General features: G+C 27.2%; 14 protein-coding genes and 1 pseudogene. 5 read left to right on the top strand and 10 right to left on the bottom strand.

Translation table 11 applies throughout. The features are described 5' to 3' along the window. Positions 1 to 37: 37 nt before the first annotated feature. Genes RT575_RS08460 through RT575_RS08450 form a run of 3 tightly spaced genes read right to left on the bottom strand, consistent with a single transcriptional unit; the run spans position 38 to position 1725 of the window. On the bottom strand, positions 38 to 532 hold the full coding sequence (locus RT575_RS08460) for a hypothetical protein (protein ID WP_313580152.1): 495 nt from the start codon (positions 530 to 532) through the stop codon (positions 38 to 40). Then, positions 522 to 1052 carry a hypothetical protein gene (locus RT575_RS08455; RefSeq protein WP_313580150.1) on the bottom strand — a complete coding sequence of 177 codons (531 nt, stop codon included), beginning with the start codon at positions 1050 to 1052 and terminating at the stop codon, positions 522 to 524. The genes RT575_RS08460 and RT575_RS08455 overlap by 11 nt, the downstream gene beginning before the upstream one ends. After that, a complete protein-coding gene (locus RT575_RS08450) occupies positions 1045 to 1725 on the bottom strand; it encodes an SH3 domain-containing protein (RefSeq protein WP_313580148.1) in 681 nt (226 codons plus the stop codon). The genes RT575_RS08455 and RT575_RS08450 overlap by 8 nt, the downstream gene beginning before the upstream one ends. A 250-nt stretch (positions 1726 to 1975) precedes the next feature. Between RT575_RS08450 and RT575_RS08445 the strand changes: the two genes are divergently transcribed. Both RT575_RS08445 and RT575_RS08440 read left to right on the top strand, forming a co-directional pair. Further along, the gene (locus tag RT575_RS08445) at positions 1976 to 3910 is read left to right on the top strand and encodes a PQQ-binding-like beta-propeller repeat protein (protein WP_313580146.1); all 1935 of its coding nucleotides are present in this window, start codon (positions 1976 to 1978) and stop codon (positions 3908 to 3910) included. 156 nt (positions 3911 to 4066) lie between these two features. After that, the gene (locus tag RT575_RS08440) at positions 4067 to 7396 is read left to right on the top strand and encodes a hypothetical protein (RefSeq protein WP_313580144.1); all 3330 of its coding nucleotides are present in this window, start codon (positions 4067 to 4069) and stop codon (positions 7394 to 7396) included. Between the two features lie 1617 nt (positions 7397 to 9013). Here RT575_RS08440 and rplI read toward each other — a convergent pair. From rplI to rpsF, 3 genes and pseudogenes are all read right to left on the bottom strand, one after another. Continuing rightward, positions 9014 to 9511 (bottom strand): annotated as a pseudogene (gene rplI / locus RT575_RS08435) (50S ribosomal protein L9); the annotation flags it as partial. A gap of 21 nt (positions 9512 to 9532) precedes the next feature. Beyond that, the gene (gene rpsR, locus RT575_RS08430; RefSeq protein ID WP_019976570.1) at positions 9533 to 9835 is read right to left on the bottom strand and encodes a 30S ribosomal protein S18; all 303 of its coding nucleotides are present in this window, start codon (positions 9833 to 9835) and stop codon (positions 9533 to 9535) included. A 7-nt stretch (positions 9836 to 9842) separates the two neighbouring features. Continuing rightward, positions 9843 to 10190 carry a 30S ribosomal protein S6 gene (gene rpsF / locus RT575_RS08425; protein WP_313377028.1) on the bottom strand — a complete coding sequence of 116 codons (348 nt, stop codon included), beginning with the start codon at positions 10188 to 10190 and terminating at the stop codon, positions 9843 to 9845. Positions 10191 to 10539: 349 nt separating this feature from the next. Between rpsF and RT575_RS08420 the strand changes: the two genes are divergently transcribed. Next, positions 10540 to 11844 carry a Xaa-Pro aminopeptidase gene (locus RT575_RS08420; protein ID WP_313580142.1) on the top strand — a complete coding sequence of 435 codons (1305 nt, stop codon included), beginning with the start codon at positions 10540 to 10542 and terminating at the stop codon, positions 11842 to 11844. Positions 11845 to 11885: 41 nt separating this feature from the next. Here the strand turns inward: RT575_RS08420 and RT575_RS08415 are convergent, their stop codons facing one another. Together RT575_RS08415 and RT575_RS08410 are read right to left on the bottom strand one after the other, a co-directional pair. Continuing rightward, the gene (locus RT575_RS08415) at positions 11886 to 12392 is read right to left on the bottom strand and encodes a DUF2314 domain-containing protein (protein ID WP_313386505.1); all 507 of its coding nucleotides are present in this window, start codon (positions 12390 to 12392) and stop codon (positions 11886 to 11888) included. Between the two features lie 37 nt (positions 12393 to 12429). Beyond that, a complete protein-coding gene (locus RT575_RS08410) occupies positions 12430 to 13818 on the bottom strand; it encodes an HTTM domain-containing protein (RefSeq protein WP_313386506.1) in 1389 nt (462 codons plus the stop codon). A 72-nt stretch (positions 13819 to 13890) separates the two neighbouring features. On the opposite strand from RT575_RS08410, the gene RT575_RS08405 reads away from it, so the two are divergent. Continuing rightward, complete coding sequence (locus RT575_RS08405; protein WP_313386507.1) at positions 13891 to 14289, top strand: thiol-disulfide oxidoreductase DCC family protein; 399 nt, start codon at positions 13891 to 13893, stop codon at positions 14287 to 14289. Between the two features lie 35 nt (positions 14290 to 14324). Here the strand turns inward: RT575_RS08405 and hisE are convergent, their stop codons facing one another. Beyond that, complete coding sequence (hisE, locus tag RT575_RS08400) at positions 14325 to 14666, bottom strand: phosphoribosyl-ATP diphosphatase (RefSeq protein WP_313580139.1); 342 nt, start codon at positions 14664 to 14666, stop codon at positions 14325 to 14327. Between the two features lie 191 nt (positions 14667 to 14857). Between hisE and gcvP the strand changes: the two genes are divergently transcribed. After that, entirely contained in the window at positions 14858 to 17713 is a 2856-nt protein-coding gene (gene gcvP, locus RT575_RS08395) for an aminomethyl-transferring glycine dehydrogenase (RefSeq protein WP_313386509.1), read from the top strand. 271 nt (positions 17714 to 17984) lie between these two features. Here the strand turns inward: gcvP and RT575_RS08390 are convergent, their stop codons facing one another. Next, positions 17985 to 18569 (bottom strand): TlpA disulfide reductase family protein, encoded by a 585-nt coding sequence (locus tag RT575_RS08390; RefSeq protein WP_313580137.1) that lies wholly within the window; start codon positions 18567 to 18569, stop codon positions 17985 to 17987. Positions 18570 to 18663: the final 94 nt, after the last annotated feature.

The raw sequence follows: 18663 nt of genomic DNA, 5'->3' as shown, positions 1-18663 counted from the left end.
TAGCGAGAAATTCTTAATAGACATATACAATAACTACTTACAAAGTACATTCTTCAGGATTGTAAGAATTTATTTCAATTTTATCTACTCTTCCATTTATCAACTCAAAAGTTAATATCGTTCCATTTTGTTCATCTTGTATAGAGAAAGATCGTATTCCTTCGATTTCTTTATTGATGAAAACATAGTATTTTGTAGAATAAGCATTCCATAAATCATCCAAAGTACTTCCTATTCCTAAGCCAGAAAGTGTTTTTATATTTTTACTTTTTGTAGAAATAGATTTTAAATAAGCACCTCCATTCTCTCCACTTAAGTACCCATCTCCAACATACAATGTATACTCAATTCCTTTATTTACAATAGAAAATTCTGTATCAATAGCTATTGCAGCTGCTTTATTTCCTATTAACTTAAATAAATCCGAAGGAAACATACCTATTTTAAAGTCATTCATTCGTGTAGTTGAAATTTGTGCAGAACAAAAAATTGTACTTACTACAAAACCTACTAAAAAAAGATTAATTTTCATAGATATTATTATTTAAATAACCCGATTCATTTACTAATGCTATTCTTGTTACAAGATTATTACTCAGATAAAAGGCCAAATAACATCCATTATCTATATCATTCAAAATAAAAACACGTGTTGCATTTTCAGTTCCTTTTTCATTATCACTACTATTTCGAATAGAAACATCATAATTTTTATAAACATTCCACAAATCCTTTAAAGAACTTCCAATCTTAATTCCTGATAATGTTTTTAATGTTCTAGCTGTAGAAGTCACTGAATAAACTTCCGTTCTCTTATTCACCAAATTTTTATAATAAACAATATGATATTTTATACCATTTATAGTAATATCCCGAACTGGCATATCTTCATTTGTTGTTTCCAAGACAGCAAGTTGATTAGGATTTAACCTCGAAACTTCTTCAAAACTCATGTTTATTTTTATAGATCCAAAAGTTGAAGTAGAAATATTTTGTGCATTAACTAAAGCACTAAATAAAAATATAATAATGTAAAATATAATTTTATGCATAAAAATTAACTTGAGCTATTTGTTGAACAATTTTTCCATTTTCCAAAACCCAAATCGCATCAAAAGTTGCAGCTCCATCACCAAAAGTACCGAACAAATAATACTGATTCAATTTTAAATTATAAGTCAATCGAAAATCCTTAATATCTATATTATATAAATTACTATAAAACTCTTTTGGTATTTCCACTAAATTTCCTTTGTAATAAATTTTAAAAGATTTTATTTCTTTTAAAGGCTCCATTCCATCAGTTCCATAGAATTCAAGTCCATCAATGGCATAAATTATATCTTCTTCTTTTGTGATGGTATGTTTCTTTTGATTAAAACCTTCTGTTTCTATTTCAATTCTGTATTCTTTCGTTTCAAAATTGACAGAATTTATAGTAAGTTGATTAGGAAGAACTATCTCAAAAGACTTTACATCTTTTAATCGATCATGAAAAATATATCCTTCTGCTTCTTTATCATAATTAACCAAAATCCAATTTGTTTTATTGGGTTCTTGATCTATTGCTACAACACTTCCATTTTTCATTTTAGTTAAAATTTCAGAAGTTGTATTCTGTTGCTCTCTTACATTTACAAAACCATCTTTGTCATTAACTATAGCAAATTGTGCTTGTATATAACATGAACAACAAAAAATAAAAATAAATAAATGTTTTACCATGTTTTATTATTTTATTCGAATAGTCAAAGCTAATCATTTTTTGAATTTGTTTACAAACATATATTATAGCCATTTTCAGGTATTTTTTTCAATCAATATAATTATACTTATTATTGGTTTTTCTGTAATTACTTCAATAAAAACTTGACTACTATAAATTAATCTTTACAATTTTATTAACAATATTATTTAAAAATAAAATAAAATGTTAATTTTAAACTCTTAATCAATAACTTATACTATAATTATTATGAAAAAATCTATTTTTTCTTTAGGATTAGCCTTTACTATGAGCTTATCTAGCAATTTTCTATCCGCTCAGGAAACAATTTCTTTTAATAATCCTATTCAAGAATTAAAAGTAGAACCATTAACAGGAAATGTATTGGTAAAAACAAAAGATGGTATTTCTAGCGTTAACCCTACTACAAAAAATATTGATTGGAGTTTAGATATTAAAAAAGTTAATAATCAAACGAAATTAAATGATTTAGCAAAAGCTTATGATGCTATTTCTAATAATGATTTTCTTAAAGCTTTTTCTAGTGATGCCGATATTGAATTTATTGCTGATTCGCCTTATGTACAAATAAAGTTCGACAATAACAGCGTTATAGTAAATAACACAACTGGAGAAGTTGTTTTTAATGCAGCTGAGTATGGATATATTCTTTATTCTACGACTATTATTCCATCTAAAAATCAATTATTAATACTTGGGCAAAAAGGTGACGAAATCAACTTTATTAATTTTAATTTATCAACAAATAAAACCAATTGGGTTAGCAATGTTGGAAATTTAGATACATTAAAAGAATCATTTAATAATTTTCTAAAAAGTTTAGTAAAAAATGACACAGCTATTGGTAAAAACAAAATCATTACAAGTAATGGAACTATTTATGCTGGTATAAAAAACTTACTTTTTGCGTTAGATGCATCAAATGGAACTATTAAGTGGAAAACAAACTACCCTATTAATAATTTTTACGTTAGTGGAAATGGTGATCGTATAATTACAATTTTAAATGGTGGTAATATTTTATCGTCAAAACAAAAATTAAATATTTTAGATGCTTCAACTGGAGATAAAATATGGAAAGATGATATTACTACAAAATACATTTCTTACTTAGAAGACAATGGTGATAAAATTTTGATAGCTCATCAATCTGGATTCAATTTTTATGATTATGCTTCTGGAAACAAAGTTTGGAAAAAAGATGCTAAAGGAAAAGACATTAAGCAAGTAATTTCTGTAGATAATGATTATCTATACATCGCAGACAATGAAATGAATTTAATAGATAATAATGGTCAAAACAAATGGAAAAAATTTGTGGAGATTGCAGATAAATCTGATGATCAAGTATATTATTTAGGTGCTGTAAATAATAACCGTGTTTTTTATTTAACTGATACTTTTGGAAATATGGTCGATTATTCTTCTGGAAAAAAAATCTGGAAAAAGAATATTGAATTTGATAAAAAACGTCCTTTAGTTTTTGATGCTAAAGATGATAAATTTATCGTTTATAATAATAAACGTATTTATACTTTTAATGCAACAAATGAAGATAGTCCTAAACCAAAAGGTAAAATTGATGTAGAAAATGATAAAACTATACAAAGTTTAGAATCTTTTGATTGGGGAATTTGTATTGTTGGTCAAAATGATGTTATTGGAATAGATAACGAAGGAAATACAATCTATCAAAAATCGTATAAAGAACCTGGTGAAGCTGCAAGACGTTTATTAAAAACAGGAGGAATAATAGGTCAAGGTTATTTCGGAACTAAACGAGAATTAAATAAAGGCGTTGCAAATGCTCAATTTGTGTATGCAGATGAAAAAGGAAACGAACAAAGATCTAATCTTGTTTCAGACAAAACTAGTAGAAAACTAAACAATCAAGCTGATGCTTATGATGATTTTTCTAGTGCCATCGATAAAAATGTAATGAGTTTAGTAAAAAATCGTTTCAATGGTTTGAAGCAAAATAATAATTATGCTTTTATTTTAAATCGTGGTACAAATGGTCCTGAGCTTATAAAAGTAAGAAAAAAAGATGGTGTTGAAGTTTCAAAAATAGATTTAGCTTCTAATAAACCAATTTATGATATAGATGACATTAATGACAATATCTATTATGCTAATGATAAAGATCTTAAAATATATCATTAATAAATAGTTTTAATAAAATAATGAAAATGGCTTAGTTTCACTAAGTCATTTTTTTTATGATAAAGATTAGCAAATCACTTTATATTTTTCAACTTATAGATAAACATTTTTAATGTATCTTAACAATTTTACAACACAACATAGATTACTAGAAAAATGGAAAGTGAGAAACAATTTAGAACTATCTTTAATAATAAAGGAAATATTGGTCCTATTGCTGAAAAAGCAAAAAGAAATTTTGATTTAATATTAAAAAATGAACATTCCAAAACAGAACGTATTTATCATTTTTGTATTGGGCATACATTTAAAAACATCGATAAATCTATCTTTGAATCGAAATTAAATGAAAATTTAAAAAAATTCCAACCAACTAAATATATCACATTACAAAAAGATTTCTTTACATTCGAAACAGAATTATATGAACTTATTAAAAGAATAAGAGATTGTAATAGCCATTACGTTCATACATTTGATAAACTTTCAGAAGAAAATATTGAAAAATCTGATAAAATAATTCCTTTCATTAAAGATGCATTTCAGTTTTCTATTATATCCAATTACATAAAAGAAAATAATTTATCTTTTGAAAAATTTAACGAAAATGAAAATTCTCATAAAGAAATAGTAAAAAGTATCATTAATAAGTTTTTCCCTAATGGAGAAATGCAGAAGAATGTAAGAGATAAATTTTCAAAACTTAACTTAAAAGAGGTAATCGATGAATTACTCTTTATTACAGTTGATGAAGATTTTGAATATAATCTAATTGAAAATCATCCTATTTTTACAATAAAAAAAGGAAAGTATCTTTCTAATATTGCTCATTTATTTATTCTTTCTCTCTTTTTGTATAAAAATGAAGCCAATCAACTTATTTCTAAAATTAGAGGTTTTAAACGTAATGATGATGAATTTCATCATAAAAGGGATATTTTCACATTCTTTTCTAAAAAACTAACAAGTCAAGATATTAATAATGAAGAAAAAAACTTAATTAATTTTCGTGATATTATACAGTATCTTAATAAATATCCAACAGCTTGGAATAAGAATATAGAACCCGAAAGGCAATTTACAACAATGACAAATTCACTTGAAAAATATGTTATTGAAACCGAAATTTTTCGTTCTTTTCCTACATTTAAAGGAAAAGAAGAACATAATTATTTTCTGAAATATGTTATTACAAACCTTTTTAAAAAGAAAAAACATCTTTTTGACCTTGATGAATATAAAATATCTAAAGAATTAGAAGTAAAATTACATCAAGAATATTATTTATCTCCTGAATTAAAAGATGCTAATTTTAGATTAGATCAGCTAAAAAATAAAAAGAATACAAACAGTTTCGAAGAGGAAAAAATAGAGGAAGAAATAGAAGAATTAAGTGAAAAAGAAAATAGTATTTTAGAAAAACTAAAAAAACGTATTAAAGAAAATAAATTATTGATGTCTTATGGAAGAAATCAAGATAGATTTATGGAAATTGCTTTACGCTTTTTAGCTGAAAATAATTATTTTGGAAAAAATGCAAAATTCAAATTATATCAATTTTACACAACAGATGAACAAATAGATTATTTAGCTAAAGCAAAAAAAGAAAAAACAAAAAAAGAATATGATAAAATAAAATATCATCAAGGTAAGGTTGTAGATTATGTAACTTATAAGGAACATTTGAAAAAATATCCAGATTGGGATTTTCCTTTTGCCATCCAAAACAATTCAATCCAAATAAAAATACAACTAACAAACAAAGAATGGAAACTATTTTCTATCCAACGTAAATTGTTCATCTATTTACTAGAAGATGCTTTATATGGAAATGATAAAAAAATAGATAATAGAGGGAATATATTATTATCTAATTATTTCTTATCTAATTTAATACCCGAATTCAATCAACTAAAAAATAGTCTTGCAGATGATATTATTACAACGGAACATCGTAAATTATTTCCGAAAAGATTATTAGCAAAATACCAAGAACCTATTCGTAATAATACAGAACAATACAATCCTTTTCTAGAAATTTTAGTAGAGACAAAAAAACAAGAAAATAGATATGATAATCTTTTTAAAAAATCAAAAGAACTTGGTTTAGAAGATGAATTTCAGAAAAAAAATAAGGGAAAACAATTCAAATTACGATTTTTACATAAAGCTTGGAATCTAATGTATTTTAGAAAAATATACGATAAACAAGTTGAAGAAAATGGACATCACAAAAGATTTAATATAACAAAAGAAGAATTTAATGATTTTTGTAGATGGATATTTGCTTTTGATGAGGTAACAGAATACAAAAAATATTTAGAACAGCTTTTTACTGAAAAAAGATTTTTTGATGATGAAGATTTTAAAACCTTGTTTTTTTCCAGCGATTCTTTAAATGAAATGTACAATAAAACAAAAGAAAATTTTGGGCTTTGGATAAATGGACGTTACAAGAAAAAAGAAAGAAAAGGAGATTACGAAAAGCTATTAGCTAAGGATATAATATACATCAATATTTCGCATTTTATAAATTATCTGAAACAGAAAAAGAAAATAACAATCGAAAATGAATTGATAAAATACAGTGCTTCAGAAAATATTCCATTTTTGATTAATTCTTTTTATTACAAAGAAATATTACCTAAAGATGAATATAAAGAAAATGGAAAATTATTTAACGAACTTAGGACAACAAAATTAGAAGATGCTTTGCTTTACGAAATTGCAATGCAATATCTAAAACTAGACAAAACAATTATAAATAAAGCAAAAGAAAATGTGACAAAAATTCTAACAAGTACAATTGAGTTTGATATAAAGGATGCAAATAACAAACATTTATATAACTTAGTTGTTCCCTTTAGTAAAATTGAAAATTTAGCTGTATTATTTAAATTAATTTCTAATAGTAAAGATACATTTTTAACAAAAATATACACTTCAACTAAGTTATTGTTTCCAGAACTAGAATATGAAAAAGAGGAAAGCGATAATAAGAAAATTAGAGAAAATTTATTAGAAAAAAAAGAATTATCATTTGAAAGTTTAAATGCTATTAATAATTTAATTATATCATCTTCTGTTAAAGTATCTAAAGTATTTATGGCATTAGAAAAATATTTTATTATTAAAATTGATACCAAAATACCTTATGGAAAAGATTATGTTAATGTTTATGATATACATTTAGATAACAATAATACTTTTGAAAATGAATATAATGAGAATGATACTCGTAATAATGTAGCTCATTTTGATATTCCAAAAATCAATTATGATATTTTTATAAAAAATATTGAAGCCAAATTCATTACTAATGAAATAAAACCACTTAAAGCAAAATCATTCGAAGATTTAAACCAAAACATTAAAGACGTATGTTCAATTTTTTTAAATATTTTACATAGTAATTTATATCCTAGAGGAAAAGGGAATAAAAAGACAGAAATGGAACAAAAATATTTTAATCAATCTTTAAAATAATTATAGTAATTTTGGACTACTTTTTGCTAGTAAAAAATAAATTGGAGAAAGAAATAGGATAGAAAAAAACGTTATAAAAGGAAGATTTTAGAACAATATTTGTCGATTTTTTTAACCAAAAATCGTTTACACTTCTCATTATATAAGGCTTTGCAACTTTGAGGTTGTAACAACCCTTATTTTGAAAGGTAATCACAACAATTCTCTTATGAAGTCTTCTGATAATTTTGTTGTAACAGCCCTTATTTTGAAAGGTAATCACAACGAATTTCCGTATTGTCTTGAATTTCCGTATGTTGTAACAACCCTTATTTTGAAAGGTAATCACAACACAATAATAAAGGTTTTCTAGTTCGTGGAGGTTGTAACAGCCCTTATTTTGAAAGGTAATCACAACTATATACTTAGTAGTACTTATTTTAATGAAGTTGTAACAACCCTTATTTTGAAAGGTAATCACAACTCTACGAAACGAGAAACAACAACATAAGAAGTTGTAACAGCCCTTATTTTGAAAGGTAATCACAACACAAACTGGTGCTATAGCCATATTTTATATGTTGTAACAACCCTTATTTTGAAAGGTAATCACAACTGCCAAAACATCTTTTCGAGTGCCTTTACCGTTGTAACAACCCTTATTTTGAAAGGTAATCACAACATTTTTGGATTTTAGATACTAGAATGAGGTTTTTAGTTATTTCTCTGTCAGATTGAGTGATTTTTCGAAATAGAATATAGAAAAATTGTATCGAAATCTTAGACAGAAAATTGTAGTAAATTATCTATTTCTCGATACAAAATTCTAATCGAATTTCACTCGAAATGACAATTTTATCTGTTTTAAAATGTCACGTTGAGCCTGTCGAAACGTTCTATTATTCTTCGATAGATTCAGAATGACAGTTGGTGAATTATAAGTAATGAGTTTTGAGTTTTAAGTGATAAGTTAAATTGAAGAACTTATTGATTCTTCGACAATCTCAGAATGACATTTTGTGAGTTACAAGTAATGAGTTATAAGTTTTACATGATACTTTTTAAGTTATAACTTAAGAACATAATAACGTAAACACTGAAAAACTTATTGATTCTTTGACAAGCTTAGAATGACATCTCGTAAGTTATAAGTAGTGAGTTTTGAGTTCTGAGTTCTAAGTTTTACGCTGACCTTAAACACATAAAAACTTAAACACTGAAGAACTTATTGATTCTTTGACAGGCTCAGAATAACATAATAAGTTATAATAAAAGTTTGTTGGATTCCGAAAAAATAATATTTTTCACAAAACTGATTAGCTAGTGAAAACAACCTTGAAAAGTTGTTTTTGCTAGATACTTTGGAATAACAACTCGTAAGGAAAGCAACATTAATGTTGCGCTTTGTTCCAAAAAATAAAAAATATAAGCATAAAAAAACCTCGCAAAATTGCGAGGTTTTTATTTATATCGAATAATTGATTATTCTTCAGTTTTTGGAGCTTCTTCAGCAACAACTTCTTCAGTTGTTTCTTCCTCTTTTTTCGCTTTTTTATCGTTAGCGTAAATAGGGTTATCGAAGTTAAAGAAAGAACCTTCTTCTGTGTTAGCTCTAGACGCTTTTTCAGCATCTAATTTAGCTAATTCTGCTCTTGTCTTAGCAGCTTCTTCAGCAGCTTTTATAGATGCAGCATCTGGAACGATTTCGAAAGAGTAATCTACCTCAACTTCTCTGTGGAAACGAACTTTTGCTTCGTATTTTCCTAAACGCTTGATCGTGTTACCAGGAATTTTGATATTTTTCTTTTCGATTTCTACTCCAGCTTTAACTAAAGCTTCAGCTAAATCAGCATTGTTAACAGATCCAAATAATTTGTCTCCAGAACCAACTTTAGCTTCAATTTTAACAACTAAACCGTCTAATTTAGCTGATTTTTCTTTTGCAGAAGCGATTAATGAAGCTTCTTCAGCTTTACGAGTTTCTAAAACTTCGTTTAAAGCTTTTACATTATTTGGTGTTGCAACTGACACTAATCCACGAGGGATTAAGAAGTTACGTGCGTATCCAGGTTTTACTGAAACAACTTCAAATTCAAAACCTAAACCTTCTACATCTTGTCTTAAAATTACGTTCATGATATTTTAATATTTAGGTTATTATTTTAATTGATCACCAATAAATGGCATTAATGCTAAGTGACGAGCTCTTTTGATCGCTTTAGAAACTTTTCTTTGGTATTTTAAAGATGTTCCTGTGTAACGACGAGGTAAAATTTTACCTTGCTCATTCACGAATTGAATTAAGAAATCAGCGTCTTTATAGTCAACGTATTTGATTCCAAATTTTTTGAAACGACAATATTTTGAGTTTGATTGTGTTTCGATATCTAAAGGAGATAAATAACGGATTTCTGATTCGCTACCTCCAGCTGCTTTTTTTGCTAAATCGTCAATTGCCATAGCTTGATTATTTGTTAGAGTTAGACTTTAATTTTGTTCTACGTTTTTCTGCCCATTCGATTCCGTGTTTGTCTAATTTCACAGTTAAGAAACGAATAACGCGCTCATCACGTTTGTAAGCTACTTCTAATTGAGATACTAATTCAGCATTCTCAGTTTTGAATTCTACTAAATGGTAGAATCCATTTCTTTTGTTTTGGATTTGGTAAGCTAATTTTTTTAAGCCCCAGTTCTCTTTTGCAACGATTTCTCCTCCGTTAGCAGTAACAAAATCATTGAATTTATTAACTGCTTCCTCTACCTGAGAATCAGATAGAACGGGAGTCAAAATGAAAACAGTTTCGTAATGTGTCATTTTTAACTACTTTAATAAGTTATTATTAATACTAAAATTCGAGGTGCAAATATACCAAGAATAATTTTAATAATACAAATGATTTTATTTCATTTTATTTTAGACTTCTTAAATATTGATTTTTAATCAATTAATTTAAATGTTAAAATTTTTATGATAGGTTTTTTAAAAAAAAGTTTCAAAACATTTGTTATTTATAAAATCTATCTTACATTTGTATCACATAAAAGGCTAATGGCTTTTTCATAGGTTTAGGTTGGTTAAGGTTAAAACCCTCGCGTCTTGCGAGGGTTTTCCTTTTTTATATAAAAACATCTTCTTAAATTTGGTCATACATTAAACAATAATTATGACTACAAAATACAGTCCTATATCAAACGAATTATTTATCAAGAATAGAGCTAAATTCTCAAAAGAATTAAAGCCTAAATCTTTAGCTATATTTAATTCAAATGATATTTATCCTATTTCATCTGATTCTACCTTACCTTTTGCACAGCATCGTGATATTTTCTATTTATCTGGAGTAGATCAAGAAGAATCTGTTTTACTAATTTTCCCTGATGCATATGATGCTAAATACAGAGAAATTTTATTTGTAAGAGAAACAAATGAACATATTGCTATTTGGGAAGGAGAGAAACTTTCTAAAAAACAGGCAACTGATGTATCTGGAATAAAAACAGTTTTTTGGTTACAAGATTTACCAGCTATTTTAAGAAAATTAATGGTAGAAGCAGAAAACGTGTATATAAATAAAAACGAACATTACCGTGTTTCTGAAGCACCTCAGCTAGAAACAAGAGAAGATCGTTTTACAAAACAATTACAAAAAGATTATCCAGGACATACTTATTTACGTTCTAACCCTATTTTGCAACGTTTACGTTCTATAAAAGAACAAGAAGAAATAGATTTAATTCAGCACGCTTGTGATATTACAGAAAAAGGATTTAGAAGAATATTAAACTTTGTAAAACCTGATGTTTGGGAATTTGAAATAGAAGCTGAATTTGTACATGAATTTTTACGCAATCGTTCAAAAGGTTTTGCCTACACTCCTATTATAGCTGCTGGTAATAATGCTAATGTTCTACATTATATACAAAATAATCAACAATGTAAAGATGGTGATTTAATCTTATTTGATGTTGCTGCAGAATACGCAAACTATTCTTCTGACATGTCTCGTACAATTCCTGTAAATGGAAAATTTACAAAACGTCAACGTGAAGTTTATGATTCTATTTTACGTTGTAAAAAAGAAGCTGAAGACAGATTAATAGCTGGTAATAATTGGTATAAATTCCACGAAGAAATGGGAAAAGTTTATACCTCTGAATTATTAGGCTTAGGTTTATTAGATAAAGCCGATGTGCAAAACGAAGATCCATCTTGGCCTGCATATAAAAAATATATGATGCATGGAACATCTCATCACATGGGATTAGATACACATGATTATGGAATTTTAACAGATGATTTTACAGCTAACATGGTATTTACTATAGAACCAGGATTCTATCTTCCGAAAGAAGGTTTTGGTATACGATTAGAAGATAATTATGTAATACAAAAAGAAGGAAATCCATTTAATTTGATGCGTAATATTCCTATTGAAGCAGAAGAAATTGAAGATTTAATGAATAAATAGAAAGAAAAAAACGGCTAATTTAATTAGCCGTTTTTTGTTATTTAATCAAATTTTACTTTGTATTGTTCATCAAACTTCTTACGTTCTTCATCGGTAAGTTTACTTCTCATATACTTGATACTATAACCTCCTATCATTTTATCTCCTTTATAATACATCCAATCAGATATTTCTTCAGGTTTAATAATTACTGTATCATTTAATTTTACATCTTTTGTGTATTGGGGAGCATTATCAACCACTCCTTTAAGTTGATCATCTTGATCTGTATAAACATCTCTAATCCAAACATGTTCTTTTTGAGTAGAATTAGGAATATTATACATTTCTTTTACAATAAAATTAGTAGTTGTTGTATCTTTCATAGACAAAGCTAATTTGAAATCATCAAATGTTTGTCTTGCTTCTTTTCCTATACTATCTAAATCTTTTTGTTCTTTTTCTTGCTTATCAATCCCTTTATAAGCATTAACACCTATTTGTTCTGTTTTGTTTCCACAAGAAAACAATACTGATGTAAATGCTATTGTTAAAAAAATATTTCTCATAATTTAGATTTATTTGATATTTATAAAGTTACAAAATTTATTCAAAATAAGATAAGTATAATTCTTTTGGTTGTGGTTGTATCCAATCTTGATGCCCAAAATAACTCCAAGTTGTGTAGGCTAAATTATAATTAGGATTTGTAAACTGATAATAAGGACTTCCGTTTACAGATACTTTAGCATCAACAAAAACTTTTACATTTTGAATCCCTTTTTTTTCATAATCTAACTTAACAAATCGTGCAAACTGCCACATCATATCTGGACTAAAAGACATTTTTGATATTTGTTTATAAGTTAGATAGTCATCAAGTATGACTTTTTCTCTTTTTAAAAATTTACCTTTATGTTTTGGGTCAGGTTTTGAAAGATACACAGTAACTTCTCCTGATTTATTCCGTAACATCATACGCCAAGAAAGGCGATGTCCTTCTTCTGTCCAAAAAACATTTCCTGGAATAAAATAATGACGTACTGGTAAATAAACTTGCCATAAAACATACAAACATATTAAATACGAAAACATTACTCTGTTTGTAGTTAACAAATTATCTTCACTAGAACGATCCATCATAAAAGATTTTTTAGGAAAAACAATTTCTTGAATTTTAACTGGATCATAGAAAAAAATCATCATTGCTAGAGCAAAAAATGGAAAAATACCTATTCCAAAAGTTATTGAATTAAAGATATGAAAGAATATTGCACATTTAAAAGCTGTAGCTCTTGTCTTTTTAAGTAGCATTGCAGGAATAATTAACAAATCAAATAAGAATCCAAGAATAGCAAAAACTTGAGCAAATTCTATACTACTAATGACTTTTCCTAAACCAGCAAGATTATATTTGGTAGCAAATAGATGTCCATATTGAGAAAATTTCATTTGTAAAAAAATACCGTTAAACCAATCTGGATAAATTTTTACAATTGCAGCAAACGTATAAACAATTAATAATTGAATAATAAAAATTGTTGGAACCCAATTACGACATGTTAATCGTTTTATTTTTGGAAAAATTATACAATCAATAGAAAAAAATTGATGAGCTGGTATTATTGTCATCATCCAAGAAATTAGCATAAACAAATAATAATGATTATTATAACTTGTTTTCTGCATGAAATATGTTAGTGACCAAAAAATAGCAAAAAATATTGTAGAAAATCTATATAAAAAGCCAAATGCAATAAACCAACCTAAAATCCCCATTAAAACATAGAGATATATCATATTATGACCTAAAAAAATAGTAGTCCATTCGAATCCTATAAATGAAAATGACAAATGGGGTTCTACAAAATTAGTTTGTACCCAACCTGTAAAAATAGCGCCCCAACATTCTGCAACAATTAATAATCCGAAAATTATACGAAATATAACAAGAGGCGAATTATCTACCTTTCTAAAAAAATATTCACTAAACATTTTTATCGATTAATTTTAGCTAATTTATAACTATTCATCATAGTTTAACTATTTTTAATGTACATTTATTTAATGAAAGAGAAAATTATTTTATTTGATGGAGTTTGCAATTTATGTAATAAATCTGTTCAGTTTGTTATAGAGCATGATGAACATAATCATTTTAAATTTGCTTCATTACAATCTAATTTTGGTCAGAATTTTTTAAAAGAAAATAAATTAGATCAAAATGATTTTGATTCAATAATTTATATTGAAAATGGTAAATACTATACTAAATCTTCTGCAGCACTAAAAATTGCAAAACACTTAGATAAAAATATTTCTTGGTTAAACTATTTTATTATTATTCCAAAATTCATTCGTGATTTTTTTTATAACATTATTGCAAAAAACCGCTATAAATTTTTCGGTAAACAAGAAAGATGTTGGTTACCTACGAAAGAACTAAAAGCTAAATTCTTAGAATAATTAAAGAATTTAGCCTTATAAAGTCATTTTTTATTCTATTTATGTCTTTTTTTTAGTATTTCTAAAACATCCTTCAACTCATAACCTCGATCATGTAAAGCCATAAGGTAATAAAAAAATACATCAGCAGATTCCTCTAAGAAATTTTCATCATTATCTTGTTCAGATGCAATGACCATTTCTACAGCTTCTTCTCCCATTTTTTTTGCAATCTGCGAACTACCTCTTTTATGAACTCTCTTCATTTTAGACTTCTTCGCATCTTCCAATTTTGCTTCTTCTATCATTATTTCCAATTTCTTTAGAAAAGGAAATTTTTTTTCTTTTTTAGTATCTTGATTATTATTTAACTCCATAAAAAATATATCTGATTGCATTATGTATTTTACCAAAATACAAAATAAAGATAGTAATATCTATTTAAATTGGCTTGTCAATATTACCATTTTATTCAAAAAAAATAATACTTTATTTCATATTTTTTTATTATTTTATATGATTGATGAATGTTTTATTTTATGAGAATTTTCAGTATTTTTACGCGAAAATAAAACATATCGCAAACACAATGAACACAAACGATTTTTCCTTAAGACATATTGGAAATAACTCTGAACAAGCTAAAGAAATGCTTTCTGTAATAGGTAAAGATTCTATTGAAGCTTTGATCGATGCTACTCTTCCACAAAATATTAGACTGAAAGATAATTTAGATTTACCAGAAGCTTTATCTGAATTTGAAGCTACAAATCATTTAGCTGAATTAGCTTCTCTTAATAAAAAAATTAAAAATTACATTGGTTATGGGTATTACGGAACTATTTTACCTGCACCAATACAACGTAATGTTTTAGAAAATGCTGGTTGGTATACTGCGTATACTCCATATCAAGCAGAAATTGCACAAGGACGTTTAGAAGCTTTATTAAATTTTCAAACTGTTATTTCTGATTTAACTGGTTTACCTATTGCAAACGCTTCTTTATTAGATGAAGGTACTGCTTGTGGTGAAGCAATGCATATGTTATTAGAATCTCGTACAAGAGAACAAAAGAAAAATAATATAATTAAATTTTTTGTTGCTGATAATTTATTCCCTCAATCCATTGCAGTTTTACAAACAAAGGCAGAAGGATTAGGAATTGAATTAGTCATTGGAGATTTTGAAACAACAGAATTGACAGAAGAGTTCTTTGGTGCTATTGTACAATATATAGGAAAAGGAGGACAAATTAATAATTACAGTTCTTTCATAGAAAAAGTTAATGCTTTAGGAATCAAAGTTGCTGTTGCAACAGATTTATTAGCACTAACATTATTAACACCTCCAGGAGAATGGGGAGCTGATATTGTTATTGGTACTTCTCAACGTTTTGGTGTACCTATGGGATATGGTGGACCACATGCTGCATTTTTATCTTGTACAGAAGATTATAAACGTTCTATTCCAGGACGAATCATTGGTGTTTCTCAAGATCGTTTAGGAAACCGTGCTTTGCGTATGGCTTTACAAACACGTGAACAACATATAAAACGCGAAAAAGCAACTTCTAATATTTGTACTGCACAAGTATTATTAGCTGTAATGGCTTCTTTTTATGCTGTATATCATGGTAAAGATGGTTTACAATATATAGCAAATCAAATTCATACTAAAGCTGGTATTTTACAAGCTGGTGTACAACATTTAGGATTTAAAACGATTAATACTTCTTTCTTTGATACAGTACAAATCGAAGTTGAAAATTCAGACGAAATTGTAAAAATATTTGCTGAAGAAGAAATTAACGTAAATGGTTTCGAAGCTGGAAAAATTTCTATTACAGTTGATGAAATGACTTCTGAAGAAGATATTTTCGAAATATTAAGTGTTTTTGCTACAATTAAAAATACTGAAGAAGGTTTTGAATTTGAAGTAGAAGATACATATTTACCTGAAAATTTAATTAGAACTTCCGATTTCTTAACGCATGAAAACTTCAATTCATTCCACACAGAAACAGAATTAATGCGCTACATCAAACGTTTAGAACGTAAAGATTTAGCTTTAAATCAATCAATGATTGCATTAGGTTCTTGTACAATGAAATTGAATGCTGCTACAGAACTTTTACATATGTCATGGGAAAGAATGGGTAATGTTCACCCATTTACTCCAAAAGAACAAGTTGGAGGATACCAAACATTAATCAAAAACTTAGAAGATTACTTAGCTGTAATCACAGGATTTGATGCAACATCTTTACAACCAAACTCTGGTGCTCAAGGAGAATATGCAGGGTTAATGGTGATTCGTTCTTATTTCCAATCAAAAGGAGAAAATCATCGTAATGTTGTTTTAATTCCACAATCAGCTCACGGAACAAATCCTGCTTCTGCTGCTATGGCAGGAATGCAAGTTGTCGTTGTAAAAAACTTAGAATCTGGTGAAACTGATTTAGTTGATTTAAAAGAAAAATGTGAAAAACATAAAGATAATTTAGCTGCTTTAATGATTACTTATCCATCTACTTACGGTGCATTTGACAGTAATATTGAAGAAGTTACAACTATGATTCACGAATATGGAGGACAAGTTTATATGGACGGTGCAAACATGAATGCACAAGTTGGATTAACTTCTCCAGGAAATATTGGTGCCGATGTTTGTCACTTAAACTTACATAAAACATTTGCTATCCCTCACGGTGGTGGTGGACCTGGTGTTGGACCAATCTGTGTTAAATCCCACTTAGCTCCATTCTTAGGATCATCTCCTTTAGTTGAAACAGGTGGTAAAGAAGCTAAAAATACATTCGCAGCTGCTCCTTACGGTTCTGCATTTATTTTACCAATTTCTTACTCTTACATTTTAATGTTAGGTGCAGAAGGTTTATTAAAAGCTACACAAGGTGCTATATTAAATGCAAACTATATGAAAGCTCGTTTAGAGAAACACTATGACATTTTATATACAAATGCAAACAATGTTGTAGCACACGAATTTATTTTAGATTGTCGCCCATTTAAAAAAGCTGGAATTGAAGTTACAGATATAGCAAAACGTTTAATCGATTATGGTTTCCATGCTCCTACTGTTTCTTTTCCTGTTGCTGGAACTTTAATGGTTGAACCAACAGAATCTGAAAATAAAGCAGAACTTGATCGTTTTTGTGATGCTTTAATTTCTATTCGCCAAGAAATAGATGAAGTTGCAAATGGAGATTATCCTGTAGATAATAATGTTCTACACAATGCTCCTCATCCTCAACATTTATTAACTGCCGATGAATGGGAATATCCTTACACTCGTTCTAAAGCAGCATTCCCATTAGAATGGGTACGTGAACGTAAGTTTTTTGCTTCTGTTTCTCGTATTGATGATGCTTATGGAGATAGAAATTTAATTTGTACTTGTGCTCCTATTGAAGCTTACATGGACTAAAATTAAAATATATATAATACTAAAAGCCGTTCTGAAAATATTCAGAACGGCTTTTTATTTTATTGTCGTTATTTAAACTTTTTAAAATTGTTTTTTGGGGCAATTGCTTCGTATCGTGCTTTCTCACTATATCTTTTATAAACAATAAAATTTATTTTCTTTAAAGAAGAATTGTTTATAAAAGGATGCCGTTTCAATCACTATTGCAAATTCATTATTAAAATTAATTATCTGAATAAAAGAATAATACGATTCATTAAAAAGAAAAATATTAATTCATTTTTTTTAATTCATTAAAAAAATCTATAACTTCTTGACCAGAATAATCTGCCATACCAACTGTTGTATGTGCAATATTTCCTTGCTTATCTAAAATTACAGTTGTTGGAATAGATCTATCTAAAAATTCTTGAGGAATTGCTGAATTAGGAAATACTAGAGGAAGATTAAGATTTCTTTTTTTCATAAAGCTTACTGCATTTTCTTTTTTATTTTCAACTTCTACAGTTAACAAAACAACATCTTTATCATCTTTTACTTTATCATATAATTTTTGAATTGTTGGCATTTCAGCTATACATGGTCCACACCAAGTTGCCCAAAAATTAATAAAAACTACTTTACCTTTTAGATCTTCTAGTTTTGTAATTTTACCTTTAGCATCAATCATTTCAAATTTATAATTTGTACTAGGTTTTACTGGATCTGAATTAATCTCTTCTACTTTTTCTATTTTTGGCTGAAATAATCCTACTTTCATTAATCCCTGTTGAACATAAGCTTTGGCTTGTGGTACAAAAAGTAAAACAATAGCTAATGTTGCAATTATTAATGTAGAGTAATGCTTTTTTATCATGGAAATTATTTTATATCTATTTATCATTTAAAATTTTATCACTTAATTAATTCTTATCAAATTTATAAAAAAATAATTCTCTATTGAACTAAAA

The sequence above is a fragment of the Chishuiella sp. genome (assembly GCF_032109125.1).
GTDB lineage: Bacteria > Bacteroidota > Bacteroidia > Flavobacteriales > Weeksellaceae > Empedobacter.
This window is presented reverse-complemented; position numbering and strand designations above follow the sequence as displayed.